The organism is Agromyces sp. Soil535 (genome assembly GCF_001428255.1).
Taxonomy (GTDB): Bacteria; Actinomycetota; Actinomycetes; order Actinomycetales; family Microbacteriaceae; genus Agromyces.
The window spans coordinates 98,862-114,827 of sequence record NZ_LMRW01000004.1 but is presented as its reverse complement, the minus strand read 5'-3'; the positions used below and the strand labels follow the sequence as shown (position 1 = coordinate 114,827).

16 protein-coding genes are annotated in these 15,966 nt (G+C 70.4%); 10 read left to right on the top strand and 6 right to left on the bottom strand.

The window, feature by feature from the left end; all coding sequences use genetic code 11:
* The first annotated feature begins 40 nt into the window (after positions 1–40).
* The 6 genes from ASG80_RS06165 to ASG80_RS06140 all read left to right on the top strand — a co-directional run bounded on the left by ASG80_RS06165 (position 41) and on the right by ASG80_RS06140 (position 7,953).
* Complete coding sequence (locus ASG80_RS06165) at positions 41–1,246, top strand: sensor histidine kinase (protein ID WP_056729289.1); 1,206 nt, start codon at positions 41–43, stop codon at positions 1,244–1,246.
* A complete protein-coding gene (locus ASG80_RS06160) occupies positions 1,243–1,965 on the top strand; it encodes a response regulator transcription factor (RefSeq protein WP_056729288.1) in 723 nt (240 codons plus the stop codon). The genes ASG80_RS06165 and ASG80_RS06160 overlap by 4 nt, the downstream gene beginning before the upstream one ends.
* A 34-nt stretch (positions 1,966–1,999) precedes the next feature.
* Positions 2,000–4,594 carry an aminopeptidase N gene (gene pepN / locus ASG80_RS06155; RefSeq protein ID WP_056729336.1) on the top strand — a complete coding sequence of 865 codons (2,595 nt, stop codon included), beginning with the start codon at positions 2,000–2,002 and terminating at the stop codon, positions 4,592–4,594.
* Between the two features lie 11 nt (positions 4,595–4,605).
* Complete coding sequence (locus tag ASG80_RS06150) at positions 4,606–5,694, top strand: mechanosensitive ion channel family protein (RefSeq protein WP_082589811.1); 1,089 nt, start codon at positions 4,606–4,608, stop codon at positions 5,692–5,694.
* Between the two features lie 92 nt (positions 5,695–5,786).
* Complete coding sequence (locus ASG80_RS06145; RefSeq protein ID WP_369816228.1) at positions 5,787–6,200, top strand: globin; 414 nt, start codon at positions 5,787–5,789, stop codon at positions 6,198–6,200.
* A gap of 85 nt (positions 6,201–6,285) precedes the next feature.
* Positions 6,286–7,953 (top strand): FAD-binding dehydrogenase, encoded by a 1,668-nt coding sequence (locus tag ASG80_RS06140; protein WP_056729287.1) that lies wholly within the window; start codon positions 6,286–6,288, stop codon positions 7,951–7,953.
* Between the two features lie 10 nt (positions 7,954–7,963).
* Here the strand turns inward: ASG80_RS06140 and ASG80_RS06135 are convergent, their stop codons facing one another.
* Positions 7,964–8,644, bottom strand: coding sequence for a hypothetical protein (locus ASG80_RS06135; protein ID WP_056729286.1), 681 nt, complete (start codon positions 8,642–8,644; stop codon positions 7,964–7,966).
* Between the two features lie 94 nt (positions 8,645–8,738).
* Between ASG80_RS06135 and ASG80_RS06130 the strand changes: the two genes are divergently transcribed.
* From ASG80_RS06130 to ASG80_RS06120, 3 genes are all read left to right on the top strand, one after another.
* Positions 8,739–9,620, top strand: coding sequence for an acyl-CoA thioesterase II (locus ASG80_RS06130; RefSeq protein WP_056729285.1), 882 nt, complete (start codon positions 8,739–8,741; stop codon positions 9,618–9,620).
* A gap of 162 nt (positions 9,621–9,782) precedes the next feature.
* Positions 9,783–10,265, top strand: coding sequence for a ubiquinol-cytochrome c reductase iron-sulfur subunit (locus tag ASG80_RS06125; protein WP_056729284.1), 483 nt, complete (start codon positions 9,783–9,785; stop codon positions 10,263–10,265).
* Positions 10,266–10,278: 13 nt separating this feature from the next.
* The gene (locus tag ASG80_RS06120; protein WP_056729283.1) at positions 10,279–10,800 is read left to right on the top strand and encodes a hypothetical protein; all 522 of its coding nucleotides are present in this window, start codon (positions 10,279–10,281) and stop codon (positions 10,798–10,800) included.
* A gap of 9 nt (positions 10,801–10,809) precedes the next feature.
* Here the strand turns inward: ASG80_RS06120 and ASG80_RS06115 are convergent, their stop codons facing one another.
* The 5 genes from ASG80_RS06115 to msrA all read right to left on the bottom strand — a co-directional run bounded on the left by ASG80_RS06115 (position 10,810) and on the right by msrA (position 14,935).
* The gene (locus ASG80_RS06115) at positions 10,810–11,286 is read right to left on the bottom strand and encodes a thioesterase family protein (RefSeq protein WP_056729282.1); all 477 of its coding nucleotides are present in this window, start codon (positions 11,284–11,286) and stop codon (positions 10,810–10,812) included.
* A gap of 1 nt (position 11,287) precedes the next feature.
* On the bottom strand, positions 11,288–12,970 hold the full coding sequence (ettA, locus tag ASG80_RS06110; RefSeq protein WP_056729281.1) for an energy-dependent translational throttle protein EttA: 1,683 nt from the start codon (positions 12,968–12,970) through the stop codon (positions 11,288–11,290).
* A 136-nt stretch (positions 12,971–13,106) separates the two neighbouring features.
* Positions 13,107–13,595, bottom strand: coding sequence for a hypothetical protein (locus ASG80_RS06105; RefSeq protein WP_056729280.1), 489 nt, complete (start codon positions 13,593–13,595; stop codon positions 13,107–13,109).
* An 86-nt stretch (positions 13,596–13,681) separates the two neighbouring features.
* On the bottom strand, positions 13,682–14,230 hold the full coding sequence (locus ASG80_RS06100; protein WP_056729279.1) for a single-stranded DNA-binding protein: 549 nt from the start codon (positions 14,228–14,230) through the stop codon (positions 13,682–13,684).
* Between the two features lie 180 nt (positions 14,231–14,410).
* The gene (gene msrA, locus ASG80_RS06095; protein WP_056729278.1) at positions 14,411–14,935 is read right to left on the bottom strand and encodes a peptide-methionine (S)-S-oxide reductase MsrA; all 525 of its coding nucleotides are present in this window, start codon (positions 14,933–14,935) and stop codon (positions 14,411–14,413) included.
* 17 nt (positions 14,936–14,952) lie between these two features.
* On the opposite strand from msrA, the gene mgrA reads away from it, so the two are divergent.
* Positions 14,953–15,960 (top strand): L-glyceraldehyde 3-phosphate reductase, encoded by a 1,008-nt coding sequence (mgrA, locus tag ASG80_RS06090; protein WP_056729277.1) that lies wholly within the window; start codon positions 14,953–14,955, stop codon positions 15,958–15,960.
* Positions 15,961–15,966 lie beyond the last annotated feature (6 nt).

The window sequence follows — 15,966 nt, the reverse complement described above, 5'->3', positions numbered from 1 at the left end:
GGTGGTCGGGGGCGAGCCGCGCCTGCCGAAACCGCCCGGTGTGATCCGGCAGTTCTGGGCGCGGCATCCGCGTCTCACCGATGGCCTGCTCGCCGGGGTCTACGGCGTTCCGACGATCGTCAACACGATCGTGACCTCGGTGCAGCACGGGCTCCCGATCTGGCTGACCGTCATGCAGGTGGCCGCGGTGGTGGCGGCGAGCGTCGCGCTGCTGATGCTCCGTCGAACGCATCCGTGGCTCGTGCTGGGACTCGCCTGGCTCGCGTGCCTGGTGTCCGCCCCGTCCGGATCGATCGATACGCTCGCGATCCTGATCGCCCTGTACGCGCTCGCGGTGTACGAGTCGACGCGTGCCGCATGGATCGGCTTCGGCACGTCCGTCGCGGTGGGCACGTTCGCGTCGTACCTGTCGACCGGGCTGCGAAGCGCCCTGGTCGTCGAACCCTTCGAGTTCGACGCCTTCGGCTCGTCGATCGCGTTCGCCGTGTTCATGCTCATCGCGACGCTCATCGGCGTGACCGTAGGAAACCGACGCCGATACCTCGACGCGCTCATCGCACGTGCGCACGACCTCGTGCGGGAACGCGACCAGCAGGCTCAGCTCGCCGCCGCACAGGAGCGTTCCCGAATCGCCCGGGAGATGCACGACATCGTCTCCCACGGCCTCACCGTCATGATCACGCTCGCGGAGGGATCCGCCGCGACCGCCGCGCGCGATCCCGAGCGCGCAGCCGAGGCGATGCGCCACGTCGCCGACGCCGGGCGCGACGCCCTCGGCGAGATGCGACGCATGCTCGGCGTGCTGACCGGGCCGACCGATGCCGCCGCCGAGCGTTCGCCGCAGCCGGATGTCGCGGCGATCCCAGGTCTCGTCGACGGATTCCGCGCCGCGCGACTTCCCGTGCGCCTGACCACCTCGGGTGCGGCGATCACCGAGCCCGCCCTGCAGCTCGCGGTCTACCGGATCGTGCAGGAGGGCCTCACGAACGCGCTCCGACACGCCGCTGACGCACAGCACGTCGACGTGCGGATCGAGCGTGGCGACGAGGTCGTCACCGTCGTCGTCGAGGACGACGCGACGCATCCGGCCACGCAGATCACCGGCGCCGGCCGTGGCCTCGCGGGCCTCCGCGAGCGAGTGGCGCTGTACGGCGGCACCCTTGACGCGGGCCCCCGACCCGGCGGCGGGTGGCGGCTCCAGGCCACGCTCCAGGCGGCATCCGATCGACCCGAGGGAGCCGCATGACCGCCCGGCCGACCGGCATCCGCATTGCGATCGTCGACGACCAGGCGCTCGTGCGCACCGGCTTCCGCATGGTGCTCGAGGCGGAGCCCGACTTCTCCGTCGTCGGGGAGGCGGGTGACGGCGCCGCGGCGATCGAGCTCGCACGCTCCACTGCGATCGACGTGATGCTCATGGACGTGCGGATGCCGGTGGTCGACGGAATCGCAGCGACCGCCGCGGTGACCGCCGCGGAGCGCGCCCCACGCGTCATCGTCCTGACGACGTTCGACCTCGACGAGTACGCGTTCGCCGCCATCCGCGCCGGTGCGAGCGGATTCCTCCTGAAGGACGTTCGCCCGCATGAGCTCGTCGCGGCGATCCGCACCGTGCACTCCGGCGACGCCACGCTCTCACCGCGCATCACCCGGCGCATGATCGAGCTCTTCGCCGGCGAGCTGCCGGCGATGCCCGGCGCCGCCCGGCCGGCCTCGGCGATGCTCGACACCCTGACCCCACGCGAACGGGAGATCCTCGTCGCCGTCGCGGAGGGCCTCAACAACGCCGAGCTCGCCGCGCGCTTCCACGTCTCCGAGTCGACCGTGAAGACGCACGTCGGCCGAATCCTTCAGAAGCTCGACGCACGTGACCGCGTGCACCTCGTGATCCTGGCGTACGAACACGGCCTGCTCTCGTCGCACGGACCTTCCTCCGAGCAGGGGCCGTCCGACGACCGTCGATAGGCTGGCTGGGCACACCGACATGGAGGGCCCATCGATGCCAGCTGCGAACCTCACCCGCCTCGAGGCCGAGGAGCGCGCCGCCACGGTGAGCGCGCCCGAGTACGAGGTCGTGCTCGACCTCACGGGCGACGGCGAGCGGTTCCGCAGCGAGACGGCGGCGCGGTTCCGCGGTACGCCCGGGGCATCGACGTTCATCGAGGCGTGCACCGACGCCATCCACGAGCTGACGCTCAACGGAAGGGCACTCGACCCCGCCACCGTGAGCGACGGCACCCGCATCCGGCTCGAGGGCCTCGAGGCGGAGAACGAACTCCACGTCGTCGCCGACGCGCGGTACACCAACACCGGTGAGGGCCTGCATCGGTTCGTCGACCCCGTCGACGGGGCGGTGTACCTCTACACCGAGTTCGCTGTGGCCGAGGCGAACCGGGTGTACGCGGTGTTCGACCAGCCCGACCTCAAGGCGTCGGTGCGGTTCACGATCACGGCGCCGGCCGGCTGGCAGGTGCTGAGCAACGCCCCCTCGCCCGAGCCAGTGCCCGGCACACTCGACGGAACCGCCACCTGGGCGTTCGAGACCGGCCCTGTGATCTCGAGCTACATCGTCGCGATCGTCGCGGGCCCCTACGCCGCCTGGCACGCGACCGCCCGCAGTGTCGATGGGCGCGACATCCCGCTGGGCCTGTTCACCAGGGCATCGCTCGCGCGGTACGCCGAGCCCGACGTGATGTTCGAGACCGTGCAAGCGGGGCTCGGCTTCTACGAGGCCGCCTTCGGCGCGCCGTACCCGTATGGCAAGTACGACCAGATCTTCGTGCCCGAGTACAACTGGGGCGCCATGGAGAACGTGGGCGCCGTCACGTTCAACGAGAGCTACCTGTTCCGTTCCCGCGTCTCCGACGCACGGCGCGAACAGCGGGCCATCGTCGTGCTGCACGAGCTCAGCCACATGTGGTTCGGCAACTCCGTGACCATGAAGTGGTGGAACGACCTGTGGCTGAACGAGTCGTTCGCCACCTGGGCGTCGACCCTCGCCACGTCGCAGGTGACCGAGTTCACGGGCGTGTGGGCCACGTTCGCGAGCGACGAGAAGACGCACGCGGCCGAGCAGGACCAGCTCCCCTCGACGCATCCGATCGTCGCCGAGATCCGCGACCTCGGCGACGTCGAGGTGAACTTCGACGGGATCACGTACGACAAGGGCGCCTCCGTGCTGAAGCAGCTCGTCGCCTGGGTCGGCCTCGAAGCGTTCCAGCGGGGCGTCGGCGCCTACCTCACGGCACACGCGAGCGGCAGCGCGACGCTCCGCGACCTGCTCGACGAGCTCGAGCGCGCCAGCGGCCGCGAGCTCACCCGCTGGTCGGAGCTCTGGCTCGAGACGGCCGGCGTCAACACCCTGCGGGCCGTCGTCGAGACGGACACTTCGACGGAGCTCAGTGGAACTGCCGCGGGCCTCATCACGGCGGTCCGTGTCGAGCAGACGGCGGCTCCGTCGCATCCGACGCTCCGACCGCACCGGGTCGCCATCGGCTGCTATTCGAGCGACCCCGCAGGCGCCCTCGTGCGCACCCTCCGCGTGGAGCTCGACGTCGACGGCGCCTCGACCGACGTGCCCGGGCTCGTCGGCGTGCCGCGCCCCATGCTGCTGCTCGTGAACGACGACGACCTCACGTATGCGAAGGTGCGCCTCGACGAGCCGTCGTTCGCCACGGCGGTCGCGCGCCTCGCCGACCTCGCCGACCCGGTCGCCCGCGCCGTGGTGCTCGGCTCGGCGTGGGACGCCGTGCGCGACGCCGAGCTTCCCGCGAGCGAGTTCGTGCGCCTCGTGCTCGGCAGCGTCGGCCACGAGACCCAGTCCGCCGCCCGAGGGCTCGCGCTCACCCGGCTCGAACTCGCGGTCGGCCGCTACCTCGCGAACGATCATCGCGAGCGCCTCGCCGCCGAGACGGGCGACGCCGTGTGGGCTCTCGCCGAGCTCGCCGAGACGGGCTCCGACACGCAGCTCCAGTTCGTCAAGGCGTTCACGCGGCTCGCGGCGACCCAGGCGCACGCCGACGTGCTCGGCAGCCTCCTCGACGGGTCGATCGTGCTTCCCGGCCTCGAGGTCGATCTCGACCTGCGCTGGGAGCTCGTGACCGCGCGGGCGGCCCTCGGCGCGGCATCCGACGAGGAGATCGACGCCGCGCTCGCGCAGGACGACACGGCGAAGGGCCGTCAGCTCGCCGAGACGGCCCGCGCCGCTCGCCCCGACCAGGCCGTGAAGGATGCCGCGTGGCGGCGGGTCGCGACCGACACGAGCCTCTCGAACGACCTCGCCCGCGCCGTCGCAGAGGGCTGGCGGCGCACCCTCGCACCCGAGCTGCTCGCCTCCACCGTGCCCGACTACTTCGCGATGCTCCAGCGCACCTGGGCGGAGCGGAGCTTCACGATGGCCTCGCTCGTCGTGACGCGCCTGTTCCCCTCGCCGCTCGTCGACGAGGAGCTCGCTGCGATGACCCGCGCCTGGCTCGACGCGAACCCGACGCCCGCGCCGCTGCACCGACTCGTCTCAGAGCAGCTCGACGAGCTCGAGCGCGCGCTCGCCGCACGTGCCCGGGATGCCAGCGTGCTCTCGGGTGCGCCTCAGTAGACTTGCCAACCATGTTCCGCGCTGAAGAACCCACGCCCCTGAGCGGCGACTTCTGGACGGGCTTGGCGACGTTCTGGGCCGAGAACTGGGACGTCTTCGTCGGCAAGCTCGTCGCGATCGTCGTGATCATCGCGTTCGCGTTCCTCATCCGCTGGGTGCTGCACTTCGTCATCGACCGCACGGTGACCCGCATCGTGTCGGGCGTGAAGAAGAAGCAGGACGTCACCGACACGCAGGCGCTGCAGGCGTCGCCGCTCGCCGCCGTGCGCGTGGTGCAGCGCACCCGCACGCTCGGCACCGTGTTGCGGAACATCGTGAACGTGACCCTCTTCATCATCGTGACGCTCATGATCGTGAACGTCATCGACACGTCGATCCTCGGCTCGTTCGCGCTGCTCGGCGCCGCGATCGGCGCCGGCCTCGGCTTCGGCGCCCAGAACATCGTGAAGGACGTGCTGAACGGCCTGTTCATGGTCGTCGAGGACCAGCTCGGCGTCGGCGACGTCGTCGACCTCGGCCCCGCGACCGGCATCGTCGAGGACGTGCAGATCCGCATCACGAAGGTGCGTGACGTGAACGGCACGCTCTGGTTCGTGCGCAACGGCGAGATCCTGCGGGTCGGCAACATGTCCCAGGGCTGGGCGCGCGTCATCCTCGACCTCGCCGTGCCCTACGAAGCCGACGTCGACGCCGTCGAGGCCGAGATGCTCCGCACGGCCGTTGAGATGTCCCAGTCGGGCAAGTGGCGCTCACGAGTGCTGGAGAAGCCCGAGATCTGGGGCCTCGAGTCGATCTCCGACGACGCGATGGTCATCCGCATCGTCATGAAGGTGCGCACGTCGTCGAAGGACGACGTGGCCCGCGAGCTGCGCACGCGGCTCAAGCGCTCGCTCGACGCGATGGGCGTGAAGCTGCCGAGCCTCTCGAGCGTGGTGCTCACCGGCTTCGACGGCGCCACCCGCGTGAAGGGCGCGAAGCCGCCGAAGACGGCGCCCAGCACGGTAGTGGCGGATGCCTCGGGCTCCGCGGTAGCCACGAAGGTGAGGGCACCCAGGGCCACAAGGACCCCGAATCCGCCGACCACGGGGGGCACCGAGTGAGCGACCAGACGACACCCGCGGCATCCGGACCCGCGACATCCGGCCCCGGTGCTTACGGGCCCGGCGCTTCCGGGCCGGTGCGACCCGCCGGCGTGCCGCTGCGCGGGAGCGAGCACGGCGCGGCACTCGGGCCTTCGTTCTACGAGACCGTCGGCGGTCGCGAGACGTTCCAGCGGCTCGTCACGGAGTTCTACAGGGGCGTCGCCGACGACCCCGTGCTGCGGCCGTTGTATCCCGAGGAGGACCTCGGCCCGGCCGCCGAGCGGCTCACCATGTTCCTCGAGCAGTACTGGGGCGGGCCGGGCACCTACAGCGAGCAGCGCGGCCATCCACGCCTGCGCATGCGGCACCTGCCGTTCAAGGTGAACCCCGAGGCGCGCGACCGGTGGCTCGCGCACATGCGCGCCGCGGTCGACTCGCTCGACCTGCCGCCCCTCGCGGAGGAGACGCTGTGGGATTATCTGCAGCGGGCCGCCTTCGCGATGGTGAACACCTTCGAGGACTGACCCACCCGGTGCCGAGCCGCAGTACCGGCCCGCGGCACGACACGACGCTGCACCCCGTCGCACCACCCGAGACGAAGGAGTCCACGTGGCCGCCTCCCCCGCACCCCGCACGGAGCCTGATGCGATCATCGTCGGCGCCGGCCTCTCGGGCCTCGTCGCCGCCGCCGAGCTCGTCGACGCCGGAAAGCACGTGCTGATACTCGATCAGGAGCCCGAGTCGAGCCTCGGTGGGCAGGCGCACTGGTCGTTCGGCGGCCTCTTCCTCATCGACTCGCCCGAGCAACGGCGCATGGGCGTGCACGATTCGCTCGCACTCGCGCAGCAGGACTGGGCCGGCACCGCCGGGTTCGACCGCGACGAGGACGAGTGGGGCAGGCGGTGGGCCGACGCGTACCTGGAGTTCGCGGCCGGCGAGAAGCGCGCCTGGCTGCACGAGAAGGGCGTGCGGTTCTTCCCGATCGTCGGCTGGGCCGAACGTGGCGGCTACAACGCGATCGGCCATGGCAATTCCGTGCCGCGCTTCCACATCACGTGGGGCACCGGCCCGGGCCTGCTCGCGCCCTTCATCGCACGCGTGCAGGCGGGCGCGGCGGCGGGGCTCGTCGAATTCCGGTACCGCCACCGCGTCGACGAGCTCGTCGTCGAGTCGGGCGGCGTGGTCGGCGTGCGCGGCGCGGTGCTCGATTCGGATGCCGCGGGGCGCGGCGAGCCCAGCAACCGCGACGTCGTCGGCGACTTCGAGCTGCGGGCACCCGCAGTGGTTGTGGCATCCGGCGGCATCGGCGGCAACCACGACCTGGTGCGCGAATTCTGGCCCGAGCGCATGGGCGCCGCGCCCGACGAGCTGCTCTCCGGCGTGCCCGAGCACGTCGACGGCCGGATGCTGGCGATCGCCGGGCGCGCGGGTGCCCGCCTCGTGAACGGCGACCGCATGTGGCACTACACCGAGGGCATCACGAACTGGGACCCGGTATGGCCCAAGCACGGCATCCGGATCCTGCCCGGGCCGTCGTCGCTCTGGTTCGACGCCGAGGGCCGGCGCCTGCCCGTGCCGCTCTTCCCCGGGTTCGACACGCTCGGCACGCTCGAGCACATCGTGTCGACCGGCCACGCGCACTCGTGGTTCGTGCTGACGCAGAAGATCATCGAGAAGGAGTTCGCGCTGTCGGGCAGCGAGCAGAATCCCGACCTCACCGGGAAGGACCTGAAGCTGCTCGCCGACCGGCTCGGCTCGGGCGCGCCTGCGCCCGTCGAGGCGTTCAAGCAGCACGGCGTCGACTTCGTGGTGGCCGACACCCTTCCCGAGCTCTTCGAGGGCATGCGCGCCCTCTCCCCCGACGTGCCGATCGACACCGACAACATCGAGCGCGAGATCCTCGCCCGCGACCGCGAGCTCGACAACGAGTTCTCGAAGGACCTGCAGCTCACGGCGGTGCGCGGCGCCCGGAAGTACCGCGGCGACAGGCTCATCCGGGTGGCGACTCCGCACCGCATCCTCGATCCCAAGGCGGGGCCGCTCATCGCGGTGAAGCTGCACGTGCTCACGCGCAAGAGCCTCGGCGGCATCCAGACCGACCTCGATTCGCGCGCCCTGGCGGCCGACGGTACGGCGGTGCCGGGCCTGTACGCGATCGGCGAGGCAGCAGGGTTCGGCGGGGGCGGCGTGCACGGGTATCGTGCACTCGAGGGCACCTTCCTCGGCGGATGCCTCTTCACCGGTCGTGCGGCGGGGCGATCCATCGCCCGCGGCTGACGACTCGCCCCTACGCCTTGAGGGTCCAGGCCTTGCGGCGCACGAGGACGTGGCCGCGGCGCGACGTCAGCCTCGTCCACGGACCCGTCTCGAACAGGCGCACCGGGTCGTCGCCGAGGAACCCGAGGCTGTAGGCCCCGAATGCGGCACCGGCCGGCACGTACTCGAGTCCGTCGATGCCCCGGCCCCACACCTCGGAGCGCACACGCTGCACCAACTGCTCGCCCGTGCCTTCGGGGATCGCCTTCGCGATCTCCTCGATGCCCGCGCGGGCCGCCGACTCGAGCGTCGCGGCATCCGTCTCGCCGAGTGCGCGCCAACCGCCCCTGGGCGGTGAGATGCCCGCCCACGTGACCGTGTTCACCTCAGGCGGTCGCGTCATCGTCACGGGCCTCGACTCATCGTCCTCGCCGAATTCGGAGCGCCCGCGGACGATGCGATCGACGAGCGATCGCATCGGCACCACCACGTCGAAGTCCTCGGTCTCGAAGAGCTCGAACGTGCGCAGGCCGAGCACCGTGGGACTCTCATCGAGGATGCCGCGGGGATAGAGGATCGCGGTGTACACCGCGAGGATGCCGGAACCCGCGATCAGCCGTACCGAACCGTCCTCGACGCGCCCGGCGCGCTGCAGGTAAGTGTGCAGGTCGCCGAGCGAAAGGCTGTCCGCGAGCGTGAGTTGTTGAGCCATCTCCTGTCTAAACTACCAAGGGAGCGCCGCCGCATCGGCGGGCCGCGCCTCCGCCGGCATCCAGCGGCCACCGCCACCCCGACACGGAGGAACGATGAACGGTCCCATCGACGGCCTGCTGAGCACCCTGAATCTCACCGACACGGGCGCTCGCACCACGGAGGACATCTTCACGGGGCCGTCGCAGTGGATGCCGCTGGGACGCGTCTTCGGCGGTCAGGTGCTCGCCCAGTCCATCGTCGCCGCGATGCATACGGTGCCGGCCGACCGGACCATCCACTCCATGCACGGCTACTTCCTCCGACCGGGCGACGTGCAGCATCCGATCACGTTCTCGGTGGACCGCATCCACGACGGCCGCTCGTTCTCCACGCGGCGCACGCAGGCCTATCAGCAGGGAGTACCGATCCTCTCGCTCATCGCCTCGTTCCAGACGCCCGACGGGGGGGTCGAGCACCAGGTCGACATGCCCTCGGACCTGCCCGACCCCGAGTCGCTGCCGTCGACCGCCGAGGTGCTCGGTCACCTCGACCACGACGTCGCGCGCTACTGGTCGAGCGAGCGCGCGTTCGACGTGCGACACATCCCGTCGCCGGTGTACCTCAGCGTCGAGGGCGAGCGGGTGCCACGCCAGGCGGTGTGGATGAAGGCGTTCGGGCGGCTCCCCGACGACCCGAAGCAGCACCGCGCCGCCCTCGCGTACGCGAGCGACTACTCGATCCTCGAGCCAGTGCTGCGAGCGCACGGCATCGCGTGGGCGACCCCGGGGCTGAGGGTGGCGAGCCTCGACCACGCCATGTGGTGGCATCGCGACGCCCGTGTCGACGAATGGCTCCTCTACGTGCAGGAGTCGCCGTCGGCCAGCGGCGGACGCGGCCTCGCGCTCGGTCGCATCTACACCCGCGACGGCGTGCTCGTCGCGAGCGTGGCGCAGGAGGGCATGGTGCGCGTGCCGAAGGCGGATGCATTCGATTGAACTGAATGCGTCCGGATCTCGTGTTCACCAGTGCCGGTGATCCTCGGCGGATCCATTCGACTGAATGAATTCTGTGGGTTGCCGCACTCCCGCCACCGATTCGCCCAGAATGGGGAACGGGCGCGCAGACGGCGCGAGCGACGTGACGAAGGAACTCAGGCGATGACGGATCCCACAGACCTCACCAGGCGCAGCATCCTGACACTCGGCTCGGCGGGCGCCGTCGGCGGCGCCCTCGCACTCGCCGGATGCGCCGCGGATGCGCCGAGCGAAACGACCTCCCCCGCGACGACTCCTTCGCCGACCGTCACCGACGAACCGACGACCGAGCCACCGTCCGCAGCGCCTGTCGGTGAGGACATCGTGGCGCTCGCGGACGTCCCCGTCGGCGGGAGCATCGACGCCACGATCAACGGCGAGCCGGCGCTCATCGCCCAGCCGACCGCAGGGCAGGTCGTGGCGTTCAGCGCGATCTGCACGCACCAGCAGTGCGTGGTCGCGGCCGCCGGCGCGGAATTCGACTGCCCCTGCCACGGTTCGAAGTACGACGCGACGACCGGCGACGTGATCAACGGGCCCGCGCTCGAACCACTGTCGGCGATCCCCGTCGCCGTCTCGGGCGACCGCATCGTCGCGACGTCCTGAGGGGGGTCGCGGGATGGACTACATCTTCGCGGACCTGCCGCTGCACGTGCTGCTCGTGCACGCGGTCATCATCCTGGTCCCGCTCGTCAGCCTCGCCCTCGTGGTGATCGCCGCATGGCCGGCCGCTCGGCGGAGGCTCTGGATCCCGGTGCTCATCGCCACGATCGCCGTGGTGCCGCTCGGGCTCATCACCATGGAAGCCGGCAAGTGGCTCGAGGTCCGCGTGCCCGCCGCACCGCTCATCCAGGCGCACACGGCGCTGGGCCCGACGATCGAGCCCTGGTTGTGGGCGCTGCTCGCCGTCGCGGTGCTCGTCGCCGCGTGGGCGGTCGTCGAGCTCGTCGTGGCTCGCCGCGCGGCGAGCGCCGGGCGAGCGAGCCTCGGACGCGGCATCCGGATCACGGCGGGCCTCCTGCTCACCCTCGGCGCCCTGGCCATAGCGGCGGGTTCGACGTGGGCGGTCGTGCAGGTCGCGGAATCGGGAAGCCGCGCCGTGTGGGAGGGCTCGTTCAGCGACGAGCCGCTCGAGCGGTGACGCCGGCCGTCACCGACGGCGGAACGTGATGGGCTCGCCCACGTAGGGCTCCCACGCCGCGCGCTCGCGATCGTCGATGCGCCGCGGCCGCTCCGTCCTGGCCTCCACGAGCACGATCGTGGTGACCGCGCGCGTGTAGAGCACCCGCGGTTCGACATTGAGCGGCGAGTACACCTCGTAGCAGACGTCGAGGCTCGCGCCGCCGATGTGCCCGATCCAGAGCTCGATGTCGACGGGTTGGCGCTGGTACGGGATCGGCGCGAGGTACTCCACCTCCTGCCGCGCGATGAGCGTGATCGTGTTGGCGCCCGGTGTCGCGTCGAGCACCGCCGTGGACGCGCCGACGGCATGCTCCGACGTGTCCTCGCTCACCCAGAACGCCTGGATACGTGCCTCCTCGAGGAGGCTCAGCATCCGGGCGTTGTTCACGTGGCCGTAGGCGTCGAGGTCCGACCAGCGCAGCGGCGTCGGCACGTGCAGGCGCATGTCAGTCCCGCGTGAGCTTGCGATAGGTGGAACGATGCGGCTTCGCGGCCTCGGGGCCGAGGCGCTCGATCTTGTTCGCCTCGTAGGCCTCGAAGTTGCCCTCGAACCAGTACCACTTCGACGGGTTCTCGTCGGTGCCCTCGTAGGCGAGGATGTGCGTGGCGATGCGGTCGAGGAACCACCGGTCGTGCGTGATGACCACCGCGCAGCCGGGGAACTCGAGGAGCGCGTTCTCGAGGCTCGACAGGGTCTCCACGTCGAGGTCGTTGGTGGGCTCGTCGAGGAGGAGCAGGTTGCCTCCCTGCTTCAGCGTGAGCGCAAGGTTCAGGCGGTTGCGCTCGCCGCCGGAGAGCACGCCGGCCGGCTTCTGCTGATCGGGACCCTTGAAGCCGAACGTGGACACGTAGGCGCGGCTCGGCACCTCCGTCCTCCCGACCTGGATGTAGTCGAGGCCGTCGGAGACGACCTCCCAGAGCGTCTTCTTCGGGTCGATGCCGCCGCGCGACTGGTCGACGTAGGAGATCTTCACCGTCTCGCCGACCTTGAGCTTGCCGTCGTCGAGCGGCTCGAGGCCCACGATCGTCTTGAAGAGCGTGGTCTTGCCCACGCCGTTGGGACCGATGATGCCGACGATGCCGTTGCGCGGCAGCGTGAAGGTCAGGTCGTCGATGAGCACTCGACCGCCGAAGCCCTTCTCGAGGTCCTTCGCTTCGAGGACGATGTCACCGAGGCGGGGGCCCGGCGGAATCTGGATCTCCTCGAAGTCGAGCTTCCTCGTGCGCTCGGCCTCGGCCGCCATCTCCTCGTAGCGCGCGAGGCGCGCCTTGGACTTGGCCTGGCGGCCCTTGGCGTTGGAGCGTACCCAGTCGAGCTCGTCGGCGAGTCGCTTGGAGAGCTTCGCGTCCTTCTTGCCCTGGACGGTGAGCCGCTCCTGCTTCTTTTCGAGGTACGTCGAGTAGTTGCCCTCGTAGGGGTAGAGGCGACCGCGGTCGACCTCGCAGATCCACTCCGCGACGTGGTCGAGGAAGTACCGGTCGTGGGTGACGGCGAGCACGGCGCCGGGGTACTTGGCGAGGTGCTGCTCGAGCCAGAGCACGCTCTCGGCGTCGAGGTGGTTCGTGGGCTCGTCGAGGAGGAGAAGGTCGGGCTTCTGCAGCAGGAGCTTGCAGAGCGCGACGCGGCGCTTCTCCCCGCCGGAGAGCACGGCGACGAGCTCGTCGCCCGGCGGGCAGCGCAATGCATCCATCGCCTGCTCGAGCTGCGAGTCGAGGTCCCACGCGTCGGCCGCGTCGATGGCCTCCTGCAGGGTGCCCATCTCGGCGAGGAGGGCATCGAAGTCGGCATCGGGCTCGGCCATGGCGTGCGAGATCTCGTTGAACCGGTCGAGCTTCGCCTTGATCGGGCCGACGCCCTCCTGCACGTTCTCGAGCACGGTCTTCGTCTCATCGAGCACGGGCTCCTGCATGAGGATGCCCACCGAGTATCCAGGAGTGAGCTTCGCCTCACCGTTGGACGGCTGGTCGAGCCCCGCCATGATCTTCAGGATCGTCGACTTGCCAGCCCCGTTCGGCCCGAGTACGCCGATCTTCGCCCCGGGCAGGAACGCCATCGTCACGTCGTCGAGAAGGACCTTGTCGCCGACCGCCTTGCGGGCGCGCACCATCGAGTAAATGTAATCCGCCACTCTTCTCCCTCAATCGTGGAGCACGAAGTCCAGCGTCCCAGCCTACCCGCCCACGGAGCGAGGTCCGGCCGCGGACGAGTCGGACGAAGTCGGGTCGAGCATCGCGCTCGCGACCGGGCGTCCGCCATCCGGTCGCCTACCAATCGATGGGGCGCGTCTGACCGACGAGACAGCCGCCCGCGCCCAGGGCGGGGCGCACCGCGCTGTGATATCCGCCGGAGGCGGGACCGTACTGGCCGACGAGGCACTCGCTCTGGAAGAGCACGGCGAACTGCACAGAGTCGGCCTGTACGTCGACCGTCGTACGATCGGCCGTCACCTGCATCTGCGCCTTGTCGAATCCCGCCGCGACCAGCGCGTCGATGAAGTCGCGCCCACCCGCTCCGGAGTTCGCTGCGATGACGGCGAGGTTCACCGCGTCGAAGAACGCAACGTTCTCGGAGGCGGAGAGCTGCTGGCGCAGGATCGGAGGCGCGCTCGCGGTGGGAGCTGTGGTCTCAGCCGCCGCCACAGGCGACGACGACGTCGGGTCGGCGGGGGGACCCCACGCGCAACCGGCGACGCCCGCCACGAGCGCGGCCCCGGCAAGCGCCAGGGCCGCAGTGGTGCCGAGACGCCCTCGCATCGCTCCCCCTCGACGGGCGTTGGCGACCGCCCGAGCCGAGTCTATGCGGTGCGAGGCGGCTCACCGCTCGGCCGATCGTGCCGCGGTCACACGCCGACCGGAAGCTCCGTCTCGTCGTCGGCGGAATCACCCGCGCCCACGTCGGCTCGGTGCAGTTCGCCGTCGTCGCCCTCGTGCGTGTCGACGAATTGGGACGGCTCCGCCGCCTCGTCGACCCCCGGCCACCCGTTCGATGCCGCAGCCGGTCGAGGAGACGGGTCAGCGTCAGCGGTGGATTCACGCCGCACCTTGGTGAGCGTCGTGGTGCCCCACGCGAGGTCGTGCCCGATCGAGTCCGCCTCGATCTCGATGGCCGTGCCGGACTTCTCGCCGTTCTCCCACGCCCGCAGCCGCAGCCGCCCGTGCACCACGACCCGGTCCCCCTTGTGCACCGAGGCGGCGGCGTTGTGCGCGAGCTGGCGGAAGCCGGAGACGGTGTACCAGTTCGTCTCGCCGTCCTCCCAGGTGCCCTTCGCACGGTCGAAGTAGCGCCGCGTGGAGGCGAGGCGGAACGAGGTGATCGCGAGGCCCTGCGTCGTGACGTATACGCGCGGGTCGCCCCCCACGACGCCGGTCACGGTGATGTTGTCGGTCATGTTGTGCTCCTCGAAGTCTGCACCGTCGCGGATCGACGGCTCGCGGCATCCGGAGCTGCTCGTGCCGGACCAGGCCCCGGATGCCGCGTCGCACCAGCATCGCGTCGGCGCGGCGCTCCGATGACGCGGCGAGGGGCGCTCGTGCACGACATCCGGTACGGTGGCGCTGTCGAGGGCAAGTCAGGCGAGCACGTAGTCGGCGTAGGACCGCCGGATCTTGTTCACCTTCGGGAGCGCGACGGCGAGGCAGTACCCCTGCCCGGGGTTCTTCGCGAAGAAGTCCTGGTGGTACTCCTCGGCACGGAAGAACTCGCCGAGCGGCTCGATCGTCGTGACGACCTCGCCCGGCCACCAGTCGTCGGCGCGGTCGCGCGCCGCCTCGAACGCCGTGCGCTGAGCGTCGTCGGCGAAGAACATCGCCGAGCGGTACTGGGTGCCGACATCGGCCCCCTGGCGGTTCAGCTGGGTCGGGTCGTGAAGCGTGAAGAACACGTCGAGGACGACCTCTCGCGGAATCACGTCGGGGTCGAAATCGACCCGCACGGCCTCGGCGTGACCGGTCGTGCCGGTGCATACCGCCTCGTAACCCGGATGCGGCGTGGTGCCGCCCGTGTAGCCCGACACGACGTCGTCGACGCCCTTCAGCGTGCGGTAGACGGCGTCGAGGCACCAGAAGCAACCACCGGCCAGAACGTAGCTTTCCATCGCCATAGAGTAACTGGATGACCTACGTCGCCAATCCGCAACGCTACGACCAGATGCGCTACAACCGGGTCGGACGGAGCGGGCTGAAGCTCCCCGCGCTCTCGCTCGGCCTCTGGCACAACTTCGGCCATGACCGGCCGTTGGACACGCAGCGCGCGATCGTGCGCCGTGCGTTCGACCTGGGCATCACGCACTTCGACCTGGCGAACAACTACGGGCCGCCCGCCGGCAGTGCCGAGGAGAACTTCGGCCGCATCCTCGCGATCGATCTCGCCCCCTACCGCGACGAGCTCATCATCTCGTCGAAGGCGGGCTACGACATGTGGCCGGGGCCGTACGGCGATTTCGGCTCGCGCAAATACCTGCTCGCATCGCTCGACCAGAGCCTCGGGCGCCTCGGCCTCGACTACGTCGACATCTTCTATTCGCACCGCCCCGACCCCGAGACGCCGATCGAGGAGACCGTGGGCGCGCTCGCGACCGCGGTGCGACAGGGCAAGGCACTCTACGTCGGCATCTCGAACTACGACCCCGAGCAGACCCGCGCCGCCGCTTCGGCGCTCGACGCGGAGGGCGTGCCGCTGCTCATCCACCAGCCGCGCTACTCGATGTTCGACCGGCACATCGAGGACGGGCTCTTCCCCGTGCTCGAGGAGGTCGGCGCGGCGAGCATCGTCTTCTCACCGCTCGCCCAGGGCCTGCTCACCGACCGCTACCTCTCCGGCGACGTCCCCGGGGACTCGCGCGCGGCGACCAGTCGCTTCCTCTCCCCCGACAAGATCAGCGAGGAGTACCTCGATCGCATTCGCGGGCTCGACGCCATCGCCAGGGCACGCGGGCAGAGCATCGCGCAGCTCGCGCTGTCGTGGGTGCTGCGCGAATCGCTCGTCGCGAGCGCCCTGATCGGCGCGTCGAGCGTGGCGCAACTCGAGCAGAACGTCGCCGCGCTCGACGCGGCCCCGCTCGACGACGACGAGATCGCGCGCATCGAGCCGTTCGCAGCGCACGGCACCGTGCTCGGCTGAACGGGC

Coding starts and splice junctions, on each gene's coding strand:
- ASG80_RS06160 (WP_056729288.1), top strand. CDS start 1,243: ATGACCGCCCGGCCGACCGGCATCCGCATTGCGATCGTCGACGACCAG.
- pepN (WP_056729336.1), top strand. CDS start 2,000: ATGCCAGCTGCGAACCTCACCCGCCTCGAGGCCGAGGAGCGCGCCGCC.
- ASG80_RS06150 (WP_082589811.1), top strand. CDS start 4,606: ATGTTCCGCGCTGAAGAACCCACGCCCCTGAGCGGCGACTTCTGGACG.
- ASG80_RS06135 (WP_056729286.1), bottom strand. CDS start 8,644: ATGGCTCAACAACTCACGCTCGCGGACAGCCTTTCGCTCGGCGACCTG.
- ASG80_RS06130 (WP_056729285.1), top strand. CDS start 8,739: ATGAACGGTCCCATCGACGGCCTGCTGAGCACCCTGAATCTCACCGAC.
- ASG80_RS06125 (WP_056729284.1), top strand. CDS start 9,783: ATGACGGATCCCACAGACCTCACCAGGCGCAGCATCCTGACACTCGGC.
- ASG80_RS06120 (WP_056729283.1), top strand. CDS start 10,279: ATGGACTACATCTTCGCGGACCTGCCGCTGCACGTGCTGCTCGTGCAC.
- ASG80_RS06115 (WP_056729282.1), bottom strand. CDS start 11,286: ATGCGCCTGCACGTGCCGACGCCGCTGCGCTGGTCGGACCTCGACGCC.
- ASG80_RS06105 (WP_056729280.1), bottom strand. CDS start 13,595: ATGCGAGGGCGTCTCGGCACCACTGCGGCCCTGGCGCTTGCCGGGGCC.
- ASG80_RS06100 (WP_056729279.1), bottom strand. CDS start 14,230: ATGACCGACAACATCACCGTGACCGGCGTCGTGGGGGGCGACCCGCGC.
- msrA (WP_056729278.1), bottom strand. CDS start 14,935: ATGGAAAGCTACGTTCTGGCCGGTGGTTGCTTCTGGTGCCTCGACGCC.
- mgrA (WP_056729277.1), top strand. CDS start 14,953: ATGACCTACGTCGCCAATCCGCAACGCTACGACCAGATGCGCTACAAC.